Below are 17,561 nucleotides of genomic sequence, written 5' to 3'. Positions count from 1 at the left end.
ATGCTTTCACCCCGGAGCGATATCGCGGCGCTTCTGGAAAACCTCGACGTCGATGCCGGCGGGCGGAAGATCCTTGCCGCCAAGGCGGCTCTGCACTTCCTCTATATCCGTGACCTTCACGTCGGTGCGGCGAATATCCTCAAGCAGGATGCCCTCTCCGTCGGCGCGGACCTGGCCGTGCCCAAAGGCACCATCGTCGCAAAGACCCCGCGGGTCGACGCCCTGCTGCTGGCTACGACACGGCAGCTGCAGGAGCTCTCCCGCAAGGAGCTGGCACAGCCCTTCGGCCTCAAAGAGCTGGCCGCGGAGCTCAAGCGTTTCGCCGGCATGCAAAAGCCCGGACCGGCAAAGGTCATGGGGGTCGTCAATACCAACGAGGACAGCTTTTTCGCGGGGAGCCGTTTTAAAGACAGCGCCGCGGTGGCGCACATCGAAACGATGATAGAGGAGGGGGCGGAGATCATCGATCTCGGCGGAGTCTCCTCCCGGCCGGGCTCGGCGGCGGTGTCCGAGCACGAAGAGCTCGAGCGGGTGAAGCCCGTCATCGATGCGGCCTATGCCCACCGCCTCTACGAGCGCGCGGCGTTCAGCCTCGACAGCTATGCCCCGAGGGTCATCTCCTATGCGCTCGAACGCGGTTTCAGCATTGTCAACGACATCACGGGACTGGCCGACGACGCTGTGGCAAAGCTCTGCGGTGAATACGGGGCCACGGCCGTCATCATGCACATGCAGGGGACCCCGCAGACCATGCAGGCGCAGCCGGAGTACAGTGATCTTTTCGGGGAGCTGACCGACTTTTTCGAAGCACGGATCGCCAAGGCGAAAGCGTTCGGGGTTGAGCAGATCGTCCTCGACGTCGGCATCGGCTTTGGAAAGAGCCTTGAACACAACCTCAAACTCATCCGCGACCTGGCGCATTTCAGACGCTTCGGGTACCCGCTGCTCGTCGGGGCCAGCCGTAAGTCGATGATTGCTAAAATTGTTCCCTCCGAACCGTCTGAACGGTTACCGGGAACGCTGGCCCTGCATCTCGAAGCCGTGCGCAACGGTGCCGAGATCATCCGGGCGCACGACGTCAAGGCGCATACACAGGCGCTGAAGGTTTACGAGGCACTTTATCACGCATAAATATCAATTGGGGAGAAACGATGGATATTAGAACCGTCAAAAAAATGGAGAAGAAGGCTGTCAAAAGCTCGAAAAACGATTTCACGAAATTGGGGCTTGCCCTCTTTTTCATGGTCGGCGTTCTCTTTTACAGTTCCGTAACGCATTCGGGCGTTACCAACAGCCTTTTCCTGGCGATCGCCGCACTGTTCGGGGCCTATATGGCACTCAACATCGGTGCGAACGACGTTGCGAACAATGTCGGTCCCGCGGTAGGCTCGCGGGCACTGACGATGGGCGGTGCGATCATTATCGCGGCCATCTTTGAAGCGAGCGGGGCCCTTATTGCCGGCGGCGATGTCGTGGGCACGATCAAGAAGGGGATTATCGACCCTTCGGCCTTCGTGGATGCTTCCCAGTTCATCTGGGCGATGACCGCGGCACTGCTGGCGGGCGGGCTCTGGCTGAACCTGGCGACGTCGATGGGCGCACCGGTCTCAACGACGCACTCCATTGTCGGGGGCGTTATGGGTGCGGGGATCGCCGCGTCCGGTTTCGGTGCGGTGGCGTGGGGGACAATGGGAACCATCGCCGCCAGCTGGGTCATCTCTCCGCTGCTCGGCGGGGTGATCGCCGCACTCTTTCTCTTTACGATCAAAAAGACGATGATCTACAAAGAGGATAAACTGAGTGCGATGAAAAAGATGGTCCCGCTCTATGTCTCCGTGATGGGGTGGGCCTTTGTCACCTACCTGATGCTCAAAGGGGTCAAGCACATCGTCAAAGTCGACTTCCCGACGGCACTCGGGATCGGTTTTATTGCCGCCGTTGTCATCTACCTCGTGGTCAAGCCGATGGTCGCCAAGGCGGCCGTTTCCCTGCGCAACCACCGTGATGACGTCAACAAACTCTTTACGATCCCCCTGATCTTCGCCGCGGCGCTGCTCAGTTTTGCCCACGGGGCCAACGACGTTGCCAACGCCGTCGGTCCGCTCGCTGGGATCGCTGATGCCGTGCAGCACAGCGTCATCAGTACCAAGGCGAGCATCCCGATGTGGGTCATGCTCGTCGGTGCCATCGGGATCGCACTGGGGCTGGCCCTGTACGGCCCGAAACTGATCCGCACCGTCGGCAGCGAGATCACCGAGCTTGACCAGGTCCGTGCCTACAGTATTGCGATGGCGGCGGCCATTACCGTCATCGTCGCCTCACAGCTCGGTCTTCCGGTCAGCTCCACGCATATCGCCATCGGCGGTGTCTTTGGCGTCGGCTTCCTGCGCGAGTTCCTCTACCATACGAAGGAGGAGGAACTGATCCGCGTCGAGCGCCGCCAGCTCATCGAGGACGAGAAGCTGCTGCATGCGCTCAATGCCGAAAAAGAGACCCTGGAAGCAAGACAGGGCAAAAGCCAGGAGGATTATGAACGTATCGTTCAACTGTACCGGATGATTGAGGATGAAGAGGAGAAGATCCGTCTCGACAAAAAACAGCTTAAGCGTGCCCAGAAGATCAAGTATGTCAAACGCGATGCGATCAAGAAGATTATCGCGGCGTGGGTGATCACGGTTCCCGCTGCCGCCGTTCTGTCCGCCGCAATCTTCTATACGATCCGCGGCATGATGCTCTAAGCGCCGCTACTCGGCGACACTTGCCTTAAGGATCGTCTGCGACTCCAGCGGACGGTCCTGTCTGCCTGTCCGAACCCCTTCCAGTTTATAAACGACATCCATCCCTTTGACAACATAGCCGAAGATTGTATAGCCGCCGTTGAGCCAGGGGGCCGCCGCTGTTGTGATGAAGAACTGGCTGCCGTTGGTATTGCGCCCGGCATTGGCCATGGCGAGGATCCCCGGTTTGTCGAAGACGACATTGGGGGCGTACTCGTTTTTGAACGGTCTGTGCCAGATGGATTCGCCGCCGCGGCCGGTACCGGTCGGATCGCCGCCCTGGATCATAAAGCCTTTGATGATACGGTGAAAGATGATCCCGTCGTAGTAGCCTTCTTTGACATGGGTCAGGAAGTTCTCCGCCGCCAGGGGGGCGAGGTCTTCGCGGATCTCGAGTTCGATCGTCCCCTGGGTGGTTTTAAGCAGCACGTGGGGGTGCTTGTTCGCCGCACCGAAGAGGGCGGCTGCCGCAACAAAGAGGATGAAAAAGCCGAAAAACTTACGCATGGGCTCTCCTTTTTTTCCGCCATTATATCTCATGGTGCTATAATGCCGCCCATCACACCGGAAAGGATAAATTGATGAAAAAAATTGTATCGATTGCGGCGGCAGTGCTGCTGACATCTTCGGCATATGCCCAGCAGCAGGGAAGCAACGGCTTTTATGTAGGTGCGGGTATCGGCCTCGAAGCGATGCCGAAACATGTGGACGACGGCGTCGGCCTGGCGATCAAAGGCGGGCTTGAGCTTGACAGCGTTCTGAACAATCTCGGCGTTGAGGCGGAACTGAGTACGTCTCTGATTTCACCGGAGATCAGCAACAGCAACAACAAGATCGACATCACGACCTTCGGCGTCTACGCGACCTACACGATCGATATCCCGGGCTCTGCGTTCAAAGTCCGTCCGAAATTCGGTCTCATCCTTCCGAACCTGGCGGACGAGCTCCATTCACGCGGTGATGTGGCGATCTCGGGCGGTATTGCCGGAATGTACGAGCTGAACAACCAGCTGGACCTCTATGTTGAATACGTCAACACGTCCGAAGCCATGAACAACTACATGATCGGCCTGGCGGTCAACTTCTAAATTTATGCTTCGTCGAAGGTCAGGCAGACGGAGTTGATGCAGTAGCGCAGCCCCGTCGGTTCCGGACCGTCGGGAAAGACATGCCCCAGGTGGGCGTCGCAGCGCGCACACCGTACTTCTATTCTCACCATCCCGAAACTCGTATCTTTGATCTCCACCAGCGCCTCATCACTGTAGGGCTCGAAGTAGCTCGGCCACCCTGTCCCAGAATCGAACTTCGTGTCCGACGTAAACAGCGGCGCATCACAGCAGACGCAGCGGTAGACCCCGTCGCCCTTGTGCTGATAGAACTTCCCGCTGAAGGGGGCTTCCGTACCGTGCTCGCGGCAGACGTGGTAGGCTTCGGGCGAGAGCTGCGCACGCCACTCCTGTTCGGTTTTGGTCACTTTTTCCATTAGATGCCTTTGCATAAATGTTTATAGGCATGAGTGTGCCAGAAGAATCCTGTCTGAAATCAGGCATGGAAGGATTAGACGCAGAAGTTAATGGTGGTGTGGGGAAAAGCGGCCGCGGACGGCGGCCAGGGTGAGGAGTTATTTGCCTTCGGCAACGCGGTCTTTGAGACCTTTTCCTGCTTTGAACTTCGGAACCATTTTGTCCGCTGTAGTATAGCTCTTGTCCGTACCCGGTACTGTACCGCTTTTGCCTTTTTGCAGGGCAGATGTAAAGCTACCGAAGCCAACAAGTGTGACATCTTCTTTCGCTACGAGTGCATCTGTTACCGCATCTGTAAAGGCTTTGATTGCAGCTTCTGCTTCTGCTTTTGTTTTGTAGTCACCGTGCTTCTGAACCAGTTCGACAAACTGTGCTTTGTTCATAAAACGCTCCAAGTCATTGAAATATAACACCTCTTGGAGCACGCAATTTAGGGGATTGGCGCTCTCAAAGCTGTTCTGACGGTTACTTTATAGTCTGTTTGCTTAAATTTATCTTCAAGTGATTGATTTTGGGGGGAATTGGGGGGATTTGCACCCCGAAAGTGCCTATTTCTGGTAGGAAACCCGTTTTTTTAGCAGAAGATGGAGGCGGGACTGTATATAAAGAAAAATAATATTCTTCATATGGAGCACTTTGGCGGCCCGGGACGGTTCCTGTTCGGAGATCGAATTGAAAACGGACTGCAGATCTTCGCGTTCTTTTTGTGTCAATGTCGTCATGACGCTTCCTCCATTCGGTTGATTTTCCGGACGACCCTGATGATGTCGTCGTCTTCGAGCCTCCCCAGCATCTGCATGACCGCTTTGGCCGCCTGCGGCTTCGCGTTTCCCAGGCGCCAGTCCTGATAGGTTCGCATGGAAACCCCGAGCAGCGACGCCATCTCTTTCTGGGTGATCTTCTTGCCGTTGCTCTGGGCTTCCACCGCGTTGTGCAGAATATTGAAAAGATCGGAGAGTTCCATTGCTCCATTGTAGAAGAAGGATTCTTAAACAAAGCAAAAAACCGTATATAAAATACATTTATAGTGTATTTATAGAATAAAACAGTATTCATTATACAAAAATAGTATTTTAAATGAAAAATAATTGATATTATATACGGTATACTGTATATAAATTCTCTTTGAGCAGAGGGCTTCGGCGGGTTGATTATATAGCGATGAAGCGCTGGTTTGGGGGGGAGGGGGTCTAGGTGGCGCGCTCAGCGCGCCAGAAGGTCACTGTAGTCGTACTTGGAGAAGTCGAGGATGAATTCGCCGTTTTGCTGGATGACGCGGACGTCATTCCCGTACGCTTTGGCGAAGCGTTTCCTGACCGTCTTTTTTTCCGAAGAGGAGAAGTGCTTGGCCTCGAGGTAACTGAAAAGCTCGATCTGCTCCGGGAGCGGTGCCGGTGGTTCTGCCGTGTGGTCGGCGTAGGAGGGGGTGTCGACCGTATCGGGTGCACTGCTCTGTGCGGCGAGTTTAAACCCTTCCTGGACAAGTTTGGCATTGACCAGCTCGAGAAAGGATTTGAGCTGTTCGTCCCGGGAGACGTAGATCCCTTCGATACGGTCGCGCTCTTCGCGCAGCATCTGCTCCTTGTCGCCGATAAGGCGGTCGATCTTCGCTTCGAGTTCGCCGATTTTACGCTTGAGCTCCGCATTCTCCTTCTGGTACATCATAATGACGGCACCGGCGGTTGTGCGCTGGGGTGCGGCCGCTGCCGGGGCAGCCGAGGCGGCAGCCTCGACGGAGATGTAGGTCGTGCCGTCGACGACGGTGTGCGGCAGTCTGCCCGCACGCAGTTTGGCGCGGATCATCTCTTTGGACATTTTGAAGCGGTTGGCGTATTCATCGATCGTTATCTGCATGGGGAACGATTTTAGCAAAACTTGCTTGAAGGTGCGCCCTGCGGCGGGGAGATCGCTGTTTTTTGCACGGCTGGGAGAAGTGCTATAATTCCCCCCATGAAGCGAATTATCCCCTTAATGACACTCCTGGCGCTCCTGACGCTCTCAGGCTATGGCGCCGATACGAAGCAGGTGCTCGCCCTCTACCGCGACGGTGACTACCTGCAGGCATGTAAATCGGGACTGTCGGCCTACTATGCCGGCAGCCGCGAAGCCCACTTCGCCGCGATGGTCGGCATGGCCTGCGCCAAAAGCGACATGATCAACCCCCTGGGCGATCTGCAGCGCCCCCTGGTAACAACCCCGTCACTGCGCAGCACGGCAACCTTCTTCGCGACGCTGCAGCTCGCAAAACGGTTGCTCTACCAGCACTTCGTGGACGGCCTTGAAATCAAAGGCTTTACCCTCCCCAAGTACGATCATATCCTCAGCATCGTCTACGACCACGTCAGCCGCGGCGACTATACGACGATGGAACACGGCGAGATGCTCATTGTCGACGGACAGCGCAATATCATCGTCTCCCTCTCCCGCGGAACCCCGCCGCGTGTTTTGGTGGATGAGTATGAGGCGGGACAGCGTATCCGCCGTCACTGGTACAAGTGACTCGCGCCGCTTTTTAGCGAAAATAGTGTAAAATCCCGAAAATTATAATCTAAGGGTATATGATGGCAACAATCGGAATGGGTGACATCAAGAAAAACGTGCGCCTCGAAATCGCGGGCGTTCCTTACAAAGTGGTGGAATTCCAACACGTCAAACCGGGTAAGGGCGCGGCGTTCGTCCGTATGAAAGTGAAGAGTTTCCTCAACGGGAAAGTGATCGAGAAAACGGTCCACGCCGGTGACAAGTTCGAAGTGCCGAACATGGCACACAAAACGATGCAGTACCTTTACGATGACGGCGAAATGCTCCAGTTCATGGACAACGAAAGTTACGAGCAGCTCGGCCTGCTGTATGAGCAGTGCGAAGAGGCGATGAAGTGGCTCAAAGACGGTACCAACGTGGAGATCGTTTTCCACAACGGCCAGGCGATCTCCGTCGATGCGCCGGATACGATGGAACTGGTCGTTGCCGAAACGCCGCCGAACTTCAAAGGCGACACGTCAAGCGGTTCGAAAAAACCGGCAACCCTTGAGACCGGTGCCGTCGTACAGGTCCCCTATCATGTGCTCGAAGGCGATACGATCAAGGTCAACACCGTTGACGGCGAGTACATCGAAAAAGTAAAATAATCCCGCTTCCCCGGCACTCCCGCCCGGGGTTTTCTCCCCTCTTTTTTTCTTCCGTGCTACAATTATCCTATTAACGTAGACAGAGGAGTTTTCTATGCCGAAAAAAGTATTGGTCCCGCTGGCCGAAGGGTTTGAAGAGATCGAGGCCGTTGCCGTGATCGATGTCCTGCGCCGCGGAGGGCTTGACGTCCTGGTCCGTTCGCTGGATGATGCGCTGGAAGTGGAAGGGGCGCATGGTCTGGTCATCAAGGCGGAGACGGCGATCGGGGAGCTGGGTGCGGACGATATCGATATGATCGTGCTGCCCGGTGGAGGCGGCGGGACGAAGCGTCTGGCAGAACATGCCGGCGTCCAGTCGCTGCTGGCGGCGATGGATGCCAAGGGTAAACCGATCGGCGCTATCTGTGCCGCCCCGATCGCGCTCAATGCCGCCGGTGTGCTCAAACCGAACTATACGGCCTATCCCGGCGTGGAGAAAGAGATCCGTACGGAGGGGTTCCAGGGCGATCGCGCCGCAGTCGTGGAAGACGCGAACGTCATGACGTCACGCGGGCCCGGGACGGCGATCTGTTTCGGGCTTGAAATCGTGAAAAAACTGGCGGGGGAATCCGCCTATGAGAGTGTGAAGCGCGGGCTGCTCGCCGATTACTGCGCCTGAGCGCCGTTACGCGTCGAGGTAGGTGCAGCAGTAGTCCGTGATGCTTTTGACGCGGACCTGGAACTTGGCGTTGCCTTCGACATTGAAACTCTGGCCGCCGTGAATCTTCTGCCATGCGCTTTCGCCCGGCAGCAGGATCTCCAGCTCTCCGTCGTAGATCTCCATCAGTTCCGGTTTGCCGGTACCGAACTCGTATTCGCCCGGCAGCATGATGCCGAGGGTTAAGACGCTGCCGTCGGGCAGGGTGAGCGTACGGCTCGTGACGTTCCCTCCGAAATAGACATTTGCTTCTTTCTGAACACTGACATTTTCAAATGTAGACATGAATACTCCTTCATTTTTGCGTCATTGTAGCCAAGAATTCCTATGCAAATTCTGCGTTTACAACGTGATGAGCCGGCGGTGGAGCTGTTCGGCCATGATATCGTAGCTTCTTCCCGCCCCGAGCAGCCGGTTAAGGCCCTGTTCGCGGACCTTGGAAAGCTCATCGCTGTCACAGCGGATCAGGGTTTCGAGCGTCGCGGCGATGGCGGCGGTGTCAAAGGCACAGAAGAAGGCTTCATCCCCGTCGCGCAGTCGGTCGCGGTTCTTGGGCGTGTCGGTGAGCAGGGCCGGGACGCCCGCGGCGTAGTAGTCCATCACCTTGGCCGGGAGGGTCATGGCAAAGATGGGGAGGGCGGGCATCAGGGCCAGGCCGACGTCGCAGGCGCGGATCTGCCGTCCGAGCTCCGTGAGGTTGGTGGCCTGCAGGATCCGGATGCGCCCGGCGAGCTGCGGGTAGCCTTTGAGGATTGTTTTGAGATAGGTCGGGTCGAAGGTAGAGATATCCAGGCTCCATTCCAGGCGCGTAAGCGTAGCGAAGGCGTCGAGCAGCGTTTCGAAACGGCGGAGCGGGTCGAGCGATCCGACGTAGACGAAGCGGCGCGGCGTCGTGAAACCGCTTTTCGGCGCCGCGATGCGTGCCGGGTCGATCCCGGCGGGCAGGGGAAGCGTCGGCAGGTCGAGGCCGGGGTAGAGCCCTGCGGCCAGCATCGCCGATGAGGGGAGGAAGAGGTCGCACGCTTCGATGAGGCGCCGCTCCCGGCTGCGTTTGTACTTCAGGGCCAGTGCGGGGAAAAAGGCGCGTTTGTATTTGGCCATCATCGCGGCGTAGGCCGTTTCGGTCTTGGGGAAGGAGAGGCGGAAACCGACCCTGTAGCCGTAGCGGACACGGTGGGCGAGTACCGTGCGGAGAATGTCGAAGCGGTTGCGCACAAGGATGAAGTGGAAGCTGCCGAGGTCGATCCCCTCTTTGTCGAGGTAGCCGACAATGTTTTCCAGCTCGCTCTCGGGAACGATGCAGTCGTCGCCTTTGTACTGGAAGCTGTCCTTGTAGCGGGTGTAGTAGACGATCGTGACCTGCAGGTGTTTTTTGAGGTAGTGCCCGAACAGCGGGGCGATGGTACCGTGGTCGGCGTACTCCTGCTGGTCCGTGATGTAGAGCAGCTTTTTCATGTCCGGTCTCCTTCGGTAAGTTCCGCGTCAAAGCGGGCGTGGTCGAAGCGGCGGCCGAGGTAGGCGCAGACCGTCTCCACGTCGCGCCGGGCGTTGCCCAGGCAGCTCGTCGCCCCCGGGGAGGGCGTCATGTTGAAGACGATCCCCTCCCCGGTATCGATGCTCGCCTCGCCCAGCAGCAGTTTGCGCTGTTTTTTATCGAGTACCTGCGGGCGGACCCCGCCGAAACCTGAGGCGTACTCGATGTCGGAGAGCTGCAGCGAGGGGACGATCTTGCGCGCATCCTTCACAAAGAGGCGTTTGTTCAGCCACGGTACTTCGAAGAGGAAGTTGCGCAGGACGTAGTTGCGGATATCCGGGTCTTTGAGCAGGTCGTAGAAGATGCTGGCGATAGTGTGGTCGAAACGGAGGGTACGGAGAAAATCGAGGTAGGTCCCCCGCTTGTAGCGTTCGAGTTTGGGCAGCATCAGGGCCGTGGGGCCGAAACGGGTGAGGCCGCCCAGCAGCAGGTCCGGGTCGCCGTGCAGGGCGGCAAAGGGGAGTTTGGGGTTCTGGACCATGTAAACCTTGCCGCTCAGGATATGTCTGGTCGAACGGTAGAAGCTGCCGGCCATCGGCAGAATGCCGAAATCGAGCCCGTACCCCATGCGGTGGGCGAGAAAGAGGCTGTGGGCACCGGCGTCGACGACGACGAAGCGGGCGTAGTAGGTGCGGCTGCCGGTACGGACCTCGTACAGCTCCCCGCGTTTGGTGATCTTCATGACGTGCTGGTTGAAAAAAACGTCGGTGTGCTTGTTGCTGCCCTGCATGGCGTTTTCGACGAAGGAGTCGCTGAGGCGTTTGAAGTCGACGGTGGTGTACTCCCCCTGGACGCCGACACCGACGATGGGTTCGAGGCGCTCCTTGCCGTCGGCGTCGTACACGACGGCGGGTTCGATCCGTTTAAGCGTGTCACGGTCAAAGATACGCAGGTAGGGGTAGAGGGTGCTGAACTCCTCGTGGCGCTTCGTCATAAAGTTGACTTCGTCGTACCCGACGCCCAGGGCCATCTTCTGGTGGGCATGGATGATGTCGTTCTCGTAGCCGTGCTGCAGGCAGTACTTCTCGACCATCTTGGCGGTCCGTTTGACCTTCGCCGCTTTCTCCAGCGTATAGTTCGTCTCGATGTCGCCGCAGTGCAGGGTCTGGGAGTTGGAGGTGGCGCTGGAATTGAGCGTGGCCAGGGCACCGTATTTTTCCAGGAGGCAGAGGGTCCCCAGGTCGGTATAACGCTCGAGGGCATAGAGCAGCGCCGAACCGGAGACACCGCCGCCGATAATAAGGACGTCGTAGGTTGAGGGGTTCACGTTGTCACTCCGCTCGGACCCGTTAGGGTCGTGGTGCTTCAAGTATAACGCAAAAAAATACCTCGCGCGGTAACGGGGATGTCTATTTCTTTTCGGGAAAGTGCTCCCAGGGGGCCTGCCATGTCTGCAGCAGATCGCTGAACAGGGGTGAGAGAAAACGCTCCCCCTCGTCGGGGGGAAGGGTGAAACTGAAAAGCTCGCCGTTGTAGGTGAAACGCAGGGCGTAGGCGTGCAGGTAGCCGCGCTCCTCTTTGTCCGCCTCCGCCTTGTCGGCGTAGCGGCCATCCCCGGCAATGGGTGAGCCCAGGCTTTTCAGCGCCACGCGGATCTGGTGGGTCTTACCGGTATAGGGCTTGACGAGGAAAGCGCGCTCCCCCTCGCGCAGGGGCGCGGAGATGAAACGGGTCACCGCCGGGTTCTCCATTGTCTTGAGCAGCTTCCAGTCGCCGCGGCGCGCTTTGCCCATGTCCCCCTTGATCCACCCCTGCTTCTTTTTCGGTTTGCGCAGGCTGAGGGCGAGGTAGTACTTTTCGACTGAGCGCTTTTCGAACAGTGCCGTAAAGGCAGCAGCCGCTTCGCTGCTTTTGGCGAGGATGACAAGCCCGGAGGTCATCTTGTCGAGGCGGTGGACCGGGTAGAGGGGACAGCCCGTGAGCTCGGCGGCCTGTACGACGAACCCTGGCCCGGTTTCGCTGTGAAAGCTCATCCCGGCGGGTTTGGCGACAACGGCAAAATCATGGTGGTCAAAAACGAGGATCATGCCTGCCATTATACTACCGGCTGCGGCGGCGCTGGGTATAGAGAATGAGAACGACGAGGATACCGGTCAATACGAGGACGGCATTGGGGCTGACGTAGATCAGCCAGCCGAAAAGGAAGTAGACCAGACCGAGCAGCAGGGTCGCGGCAAGCAGGAAAACCAGCGCATAGAACATCCAGGCGGCCCGGCCGAAACGCCGACCCTGCCGCAGTAAAAAGTCTCTGAAAGCGTCCATCGTCCTCCCCTTGCAGTCTACGGGAACTCTCATCATAGCATGTTGCGCTAACCTGCCGGGCACAGCCGCATTTTATCCCCCAACCCCTATAATCGTTTTTTGATTTATAGGGCACCTCTAAAAACCCTGTACGGATCTCAGAGGGTTTTTGAAGCGTGAGATTTTTTTTGTTTTCTGCGCAGGCCTAGCTGTGGCTAAGTCAAGAAGAAAACGGAGGAAAGATCGTGCTTCAAAATCCCTCCCGAAGGGCGTTGCAGAGAAAAGCCATACTCGGCGTTGCCGCTTTTCGACTTAGCTACGGCTAGGTCTTCAAAGCGTCGTCTTGATTATGACTTTCTCTGCAGCGCTGAGACCGTTCAAGGTATTCAGAGGTGCCCTTATGCACGAGGAACCCCATGAGCAAATACCCCTTTACCCACCTGCATCTGCATACCGAATACTCCCTGCTCGACGGCGCGAACAAGATCAGCAACCTTGTCAAACGCGTCAAGGAGCTGGGGATGACTTCGGTCGCGATGACCGACCACGGCAACATGTTCGGCGCCATCGATTTCTGGCACCAGATGAAAGGGGAGGGGATCAAGCCCATTATCGGCATGGAGGGGTATATCCACAACGGTGAGACCCTGGATGACAAGAGCACCCGCCAGCGTTTCCACATCTGCCTCTACGCGAAAAACCAGAAGGGGTACGAGAACCTGATGTACCTCTCCTCCATGGCCTATATCCACGGCTTTTACTACTTCCCCCGCATCACCAAAAAGGAGCTGCGCGAGCACAGCGAAGGGCTCATCTGTACCTCGGCCTGTCTGCAGGGGGAGGTGAGCTGGCACCTCAACACCAACAGCGAGCGTAACGTCAAATTCGGCGCCGGCGGTTACGACGAGGCGAAGCGGGTGGCGCTGGAGTACAAGGAGATCTTCGGCGAGGACTTCTACCTGGAGCTGATGCGCCACGGCATCGCCGACCAGCTCTTTATCGACGAACCGCTGCTGAAGCTCTCGCAGGAGACGGGGATCAAGCTCGTCGCGACGAACGACACCCACTACACCTTCCCCGACGACGCCCAGTACCACGAGGCGTTCATGTGTATCGGGATGAATAAACTCTACGACGACCCCAACCGCCTGCGCCACTCTGTCCACGAGTTCTACGTCAAGAGCCCGGAGCAGATGGAGCGGCTCTACGCGGACGTCCCCGAAGCGCTCGAAGCGACCCAGGAGATCGTCGACAAGTGCCAGCTCGAGCTCGAACTCGGCAACCCGACGCCGCCGAACTTCAAGTTTACCCGCGAGTACGCCGCCAAAGAGGGGCTCGACATCGATCACGCCGACGATGCGCCGCTGGGGCCGGACGCAACGGCCGAGGATAAGAAAAAATGGATGGGCGCCGCCGACAAGAACGATGCGGAGTTCTTCATCCACCGCTGCCGCCTGGGGCTGGAAGCGCGCCTCAAACACGTACCGCCGGAACGCCACGAGGAGTACCGGGAGCGCCTGGAGTACGAGATGGACGTCATCAACTCCATGAAGTTCCCCGGCTACATGCTTATCGTCTGGGACTTCGTCGCCGAAGCCAAGCGCATGGGCGTCGCCGTCGGCCCTGGCCGCGGTTCCGCGGCGGGGAGCCTCGTCGCCTACGCCCTGGAGATCACCGACATCGACCCCATGAAGTACGACCTGCTCTTCGAGCGTTTCCTGAACCCCGAACGTGTATCGATGCCCGATATCGATATGGACTTCATGCAGGCGCGCCGCGGCGAGGTCATCGACTACGTCGTGCGCAAGTACGGCCGCAACCAGGTGGCGCAGATCATCACCTTCGGTTCATTGCTGGCCAAAGGGGTCATCCGCGACGTCTCCCGCGTCCTCGACATGCCGCTCTCCCAGGCGGACAAGATGGCGAAGCTCATCCCCGAAGAGCTGGGCATCACCCTCAACGGCAAGAAGAAGGGCGACGACTTCAAACCGGGCGCCTTCCAGAAAGAGCCGAAGATCAAGGAGCTGATCGACACCGACCCGCAGGCGAAGCGCGTCTGGGAGTTCAGCCTCAAACTTGAAGGGCTCAAGCGCAACGCCGGGATGCACGCGGCAGGGGTCGTCATCAGCAACGAAGAGCTCTGGAAGAAGACCCCCATCTACAAGCCGCCGGGGGAGGAGACCTTCGTCACCCAGTATTCGCTCAACTACCTCGAGGACGTCGACCTGATCAAGTTCGACTTCCTGGGCCTCAAGACCCTCGACGTCATCGACAACGCCATCAAGCTCGTCAAGGCGCGCTATGACAGGGTGATCGACTGGAACACGATCGACGTGGACGACCCCGAGGTCTACAAGGTGATCCAGAGCGGGGCGACGGTCGGGATGTTCCAGATCGAATCGAGCGGGATGCAGGACCTGAACAAGCGGCTCAAGCCCTCCAACTTCGAAGACCTTATTGCGGTCCTGGCGCTCTACCGCCCGGGACCGATGGAGTCGGGGATGCTTGACGACTTTATCGAGCGCAAGCACGGGCGCAAGAAGATCTTCTACCCCTTCGAAGAGGTCAGCTTCGACATGCTCAAAGACACCCTGGAGCCGACCTACGGGATGATCGTCTACCAGGAGCAGGTCATGCAGATCGTCCAGACCGTCGGCGGCTTCAGCCTCGGCGGCGCGGACATCGTCCGGCGTGCGATGGGTAAGAAGAAAGCGGACTTGATGGAGAAGTACAACCGCGAATTCTCCGAGGGGGCGGCGAAGCAGGGGCTGGATTACAAGAAAGCCTCCGCGCTCTTCGACCTGATCGAGAAGTTCGCCGGCTACGGTTTCAACAAGTCCCACTCGGCGGCCTACGCGATGGTCACCTTCCAGACGGCATGGCTCAAGACCTACTACCCGCAGGAGTTCATGGCGGCACTCCTGACGTCGGAAAAGGACAACACCGACAAGGTCGTCAAGTACATCGATGAGGTCAAGCGGATGGGAATAGAGCTGAGCCCGCCGGACATCAACGATTCGCAGCTCGAGTTCAGTGCCACCCGCAAAGATGGCCAGGACCACATCCTCTTCGGGCTCGGTGCCATCAAGGGGGTCGGGACCTCCGCGGTCAAATCGATCCTCGAGGTGCGCAAGGACGGCGAGTTCACGGACCTGCAGGACTTCGTCAACCGCATCGACCCTCAGAAGGTGAACAAGAAGGTGCTCGAATCCGTCGCCAAGGCGGGGGGCTTTGACCGCTACCAGTATTCGCGCCGCGCACTTCTTGAGCAGATGGAGACGGTGATCGAGACGGCCAAGGACTCCATGCAGGCGCGCAGGAACGCCGCGGGCAGCCTTTTCGGTGACGATGCGGACATCACCACGGTACAGCTCAAACTCGAAAATGCACCGGAGTTCGGGCTCAAGCAGATCCTCGAGTTCGAGAAGGAGACCCTGGGCTTCTATGTCTCCGGCCACCCGCTCGATGACTACCGCGAGGAGCTCGACCAGCTTGACTATACCCTGTCGTCAGACCTGGAGAACATCGCCGACGGCTCCTATGCCATCTTTATCGGGAAGGTCGAGGAGATCACGAAGAAGATCTCCAAGAAAGGGAACCAGTTCGGCATCGTCAACATCATGGACTTCCACGGCAACCTCGAGGTGATGCTCTTCAGCGACAAGCTCGAGGAGCTCGAGGCGATGAACCTCGACGAGCCGATCGCCTTCAAGGTCAAGGTGACCCATACGGAGATGTTCACCCGTACGAGCGTCACGAAGATCATGACCCTCAAAGAGGTGAAAAAAGAGAGCAAGAAGGTCAGTACGAAGATCGTGGAAAAACCGCAGGAGCCGCTGACCCTGCGCCTGCACCTGGACAACGGTGTCGAGCGTCTCGAGGAGCTCTACCGCCTGGTGCGCCGCCACCCGGGGACACGCCCGCTGAAGCTCAACATCGTCTCCAAGCTGCAGAACGTCGTCATCGACTCGGCCATCCGCGTCAACAACTCCATCATGGAGGAGCTGGCCGCACTCTCGGACGTCGACGTCGCATAACGCTGCTGCCGGAGCGGACTTCTACTCCGGGTAGATCATCTTTTTCGTCACGCCGCCGTCGATGACGAAATTCTGGCCCGTGATGAAGCGGGCCGCCTCGCTTGTCAGGTACCAGACCATCTCCGCAATATCCTCCACCGTTCCGACCCGTCCGGCGGGGTGGAAAGCGTGATCAAAACTGCGCAGCGCTTCGGGTACGGCGTGTTCGATCCAGCCGGGGCTGACGGCGTTGACCCGCACGGGCGCGAGGCTCATGGCCAGGGCGTGGGTGAGGCTCAGCAGCCCCCCTTTGCTGGCGCTGTAGGCTTCGGTATGCGGTTCGCTCATCAGCGCCCGGGTCGAGGCGATATTGACGATGCTGCCGCCGCTCGCTGCCAACAGGGGCGCCGCAGCCCGGCTGAGGAGAAAGGGGGCGGTCAGGTTGACGTCGAGCACCCGTTTCCACTCCGCAACAGAGAGGGTAAGCGGATCGCCGTTGGCATTTGTTGCGGCGTTGTTGACGAGGGCATCGAGCTGCGTCAGTGACGCCATCGCCTCCGCAATGCTTTCGGGGTCGGTGAGGTTGCAGACGAGCGGTTCGAATCCCCCCTTGAGGGCGGCGGCAGCGAGACGGTCGCTCTGGACATCGAGGCCGTAGACGTTCCAGCCGCGGTCGGCAAAGAGGGTGGCCGTGCCCAGCCCGATCCCCTGCGCGGCGCCGGTAATGAGGAGCGTTTTCACTGTTCACGCTTCCGGAAGAGCTTGGCAACGGAGGCGAAATCCTCCCGCTCGAACCCTTCGGCGAAGGTGCGGGCATAGAGCTCTTTGACCATCCCGGCCGTGTACAGGGGCTGTTTGAGGCCGTAGGCAAGGTCCTGCAGGCAGTGCAGGTCCTTGTAGATCAGGGCGTTGGAGAAGTGGGGCGTGTAATCGTCGTCAAGCAGTTTCTGGCGCTTGGCGTCGAGTACCAGCGATTTGCCGCCGCCCGCGGCGAGGATCTCCAGGAGCGTTTCGCGTTCGATCCCGGCCGCCTCGCCGATGCCGACCGTTTCGGCCAGGACGGCCATGATGCCGCCCAGGGCAAGGTTGTTGACGAGTTTCATCTTTGTCGCCCGCCCCGGTTCGCGCAGGTAGAAGAGGTGTACACCGATGGACCCCAGGACGCCGCTGGAGGCTTCAAAAACCTCCTCCTCCCCGCTGACCAGCACCGTCAGTGCCCCGTTGGCGGCCGGGACGACGCTGCCGAGGACCGGGCACTCCAGGTAGGAGGCCCCCGCAAGGCGGCAGCGTTCGTGGAAACCCGCAACGGCGTCGAAATGGTTGGTGGTCAGGTCGATGATAGTCTTGCCGGAGGCGTTGGCGCCGAGCAGGCCGTTTTCGCCCGAGAGCACCGCGTCGACCGCGGCACTGTCAAAGAGGCAGAGCAGCACGACGTCGCATTTCTCGATAACGTCGCGCGGATGTTCGCAAAGTTCGGCATCCAGCCCCTCCGCCCGCTGCGGCGTGCGGTTGTAGACGCTCAGCGTATGCCCGCACGCCAGCAGTCTTTCGGCGACGGCGCGGCCGAGGTGTCCGAGCCCGATAAATCCCAGATGCATGGTGACTCCTTGTATTGCTTTGCCGTTATTATGCCAAAGCGCCGGGG

The 17,561-nt window shown here is 58.7% G+C and carries 19 protein-coding genes; 7 read left to right on the top strand and 12 right to left on the bottom strand.

The genetic code is table 11. The features are described from left to right. Window positions 1–1,131 carry a dihydropteroate synthase gene (gene folP / locus WCX18_RS08305; RefSeq protein ID WP_345987146.1) on the top strand — a complete coding sequence of 377 codons (1,131 nt, stop codon included), beginning with the start codon at window positions 1–3 and terminating at the stop codon, window positions 1,129–1,131. A gap of 20 nt (window positions 1,132–1,151) precedes the next feature. After that, window positions 1,152–2,738 (top strand): inorganic phosphate transporter, encoded by a 1,587-nt coding sequence (locus WCX18_RS08300; RefSeq protein WP_345987145.1) that lies wholly within the window; start codon window positions 1,152–1,154, stop codon window positions 2,736–2,738. Window positions 2,739–2,744: 6 nt separating this feature from the next. On the opposite strand, the gene WCX18_RS08295 is transcribed toward WCX18_RS08300, so the two are convergent. Continuing rightward, window positions 2,745–3,284, bottom strand: a complete 540-nt coding sequence (locus WCX18_RS08295) for a peptidylprolyl isomerase (RefSeq protein WP_345987144.1) — start codon at window positions 3,282–3,284, stop codon at window positions 2,745–2,747. Window positions 3,285–3,358: 74 nt separating this feature from the next. Here WCX18_RS08295 and WCX18_RS08290 point away from each other — a divergent pair, with 74 nt between their 5' ends. Further along, on the top strand, window positions 3,359–3,865 hold the full coding sequence (locus WCX18_RS08290; RefSeq protein ID WP_345987143.1) for an outer membrane beta-barrel protein: 507 nt from the start codon (window positions 3,359–3,361) through the stop codon (window positions 3,863–3,865). Window positions 3,866–3,867: 2 nt separating this feature from the next. On the opposite strand, the gene msrB is transcribed toward WCX18_RS08290, so the two are convergent. The 4 genes from msrB to WCX18_RS08270 form a co-directional block, all read right to left on the bottom strand. After that, complete coding sequence (gene msrB, locus WCX18_RS08285) at window positions 3,868–4,260, bottom strand: peptide-methionine (R)-S-oxide reductase MsrB (RefSeq protein WP_345987142.1); 393 nt, start codon at window positions 4,258–4,260, stop codon at window positions 3,868–3,870. A gap of 138 nt (window positions 4,261–4,398) precedes the next feature. Further along, window positions 4,399–4,683: an HU family DNA-binding protein gene (locus tag WCX18_RS08280; RefSeq protein WP_345984663.1), complete on the bottom strand. Its 285-nt coding sequence runs from the start codon at window positions 4,681–4,683 to the stop codon at window positions 4,399–4,401. Window positions 4,684–5,018: 335 nt separating this feature from the next. Next, window positions 5,019–5,264, bottom strand: coding sequence for a helix-turn-helix transcriptional regulator (locus WCX18_RS08275; RefSeq protein WP_345987141.1), 246 nt, complete (start codon window positions 5,262–5,264; stop codon window positions 5,019–5,021). 239 nt (window positions 5,265–5,503) lie between these two features. After that, window positions 5,504–6,154, bottom strand: a complete 651-nt coding sequence (locus tag WCX18_RS08270; RefSeq protein ID WP_345987140.1) for a hypothetical protein — start codon at window positions 6,152–6,154, stop codon at window positions 5,504–5,506. Between the two features lie 96 nt (window positions 6,155–6,250). Here WCX18_RS08270 and WCX18_RS08265 point away from each other — a divergent pair, with 96 nt between their 5' ends. From WCX18_RS08265 to WCX18_RS08255, 3 genes are all read left to right on the top strand, one after another. After that, a complete protein-coding gene (locus WCX18_RS08265; protein WP_345987139.1) occupies window positions 6,251–6,799 on the top strand; it encodes a hypothetical protein in 549 nt (182 codons plus the stop codon). A gap of 62 nt (window positions 6,800–6,861) precedes the next feature. After that, window positions 6,862–7,428, top strand: a complete 567-nt coding sequence (gene efp / locus WCX18_RS08260) for an elongation factor P (RefSeq protein ID WP_345984659.1) — start codon at window positions 6,862–6,864, stop codon at window positions 7,426–7,428. Window positions 7,429–7,522: 94 nt separating this feature from the next. Further along, window positions 7,523–8,086 carry a DJ-1 family glyoxalase III gene (locus WCX18_RS08255; RefSeq protein WP_345987138.1) on the top strand — a complete coding sequence of 188 codons (564 nt, stop codon included), beginning with the start codon at window positions 7,523–7,525 and terminating at the stop codon, window positions 8,084–8,086. Window positions 8,087–8,092: 6 nt separating this feature from the next. Here the strand turns inward: WCX18_RS08255 and WCX18_RS08250 are convergent, their stop codons facing one another. The 5 genes from WCX18_RS08250 to WCX18_RS08230 form a co-directional block, all read right to left on the bottom strand. Then, window positions 8,093–8,410: a pyrimidine/purine nucleoside phosphorylase gene (locus WCX18_RS08250; protein ID WP_345987137.1), complete on the bottom strand. Its 318-nt coding sequence runs from the start codon at window positions 8,408–8,410 to the stop codon at window positions 8,093–8,095. Between the two features lie 57 nt (window positions 8,411–8,467). Continuing rightward, a complete protein-coding gene (locus WCX18_RS08245) occupies window positions 8,468–9,580 on the bottom strand; it encodes a glycosyltransferase (protein WP_345987136.1) in 1,113 nt (370 codons plus the stop codon). Beyond that, window positions 9,577–10,926, bottom strand: a complete 1,350-nt coding sequence (locus tag WCX18_RS08240; RefSeq protein ID WP_345987135.1) for an FAD-dependent oxidoreductase — start codon at window positions 10,924–10,926, stop codon at window positions 9,577–9,579. Before WCX18_RS08240 ends, WCX18_RS08245 begins: the two co-directional genes overlap by 4 nt. An 82-nt stretch (window positions 10,927–11,008) precedes the next feature. Next, a complete protein-coding gene (locus WCX18_RS08235; RefSeq protein WP_345987134.1) occupies window positions 11,009–11,686 on the bottom strand; it encodes a TIGR01621 family pseudouridine synthase in 678 nt (225 codons plus the stop codon). Between the two features lie 13 nt (window positions 11,687–11,699). Next, complete coding sequence (locus WCX18_RS08230; protein ID WP_345987133.1) at window positions 11,700–11,921, bottom strand: hypothetical protein; 222 nt, start codon at window positions 11,919–11,921, stop codon at window positions 11,700–11,702. 395 nt (window positions 11,922–12,316) lie between these two features. Between WCX18_RS08230 and dnaE the strand changes: the two genes are divergently transcribed. Then, window positions 12,317–15,937 (top strand): DNA polymerase III subunit alpha, encoded by a 3,621-nt coding sequence (dnaE, locus tag WCX18_RS08225; RefSeq protein ID WP_345987132.1) that lies wholly within the window; start codon window positions 12,317–12,319, stop codon window positions 15,935–15,937. Window positions 15,938–15,958: 21 nt separating this feature from the next. Here dnaE and WCX18_RS08220 read toward each other — a convergent pair whose 3' ends face one another. Next, window positions 15,959–16,657 carry an SDR family oxidoreductase gene (locus tag WCX18_RS08220; RefSeq protein WP_345987131.1) on the bottom strand — a complete coding sequence of 233 codons (699 nt, stop codon included), beginning with the start codon at window positions 16,655–16,657 and terminating at the stop codon, window positions 15,959–15,961. Further along, on the bottom strand, window positions 16,654–17,514 hold the full coding sequence (locus tag WCX18_RS08215) for an NAD(P)-dependent oxidoreductase (protein ID WP_345987130.1): 861 nt from the start codon (window positions 17,512–17,514) through the stop codon (window positions 16,654–16,656). The genes WCX18_RS08220 and WCX18_RS08215 overlap by 4 nt, the downstream gene beginning before the upstream one ends. Window positions 17,515–17,561: the final 47 nt, after the last annotated feature.

Origin of the sequence: Sulfurimonas sp. HSL1-2 (assembly GCF_039645565.1) — a bacterium.
Classification (GTDB): domain Bacteria; phylum Campylobacterota; class Campylobacteria; order Campylobacterales; family Sulfurimonadaceae; genus Thiomicrolovo; species Thiomicrolovo zhangzhouensis.
This window is presented reverse-complemented; position numbering and strand designations above follow the sequence as displayed.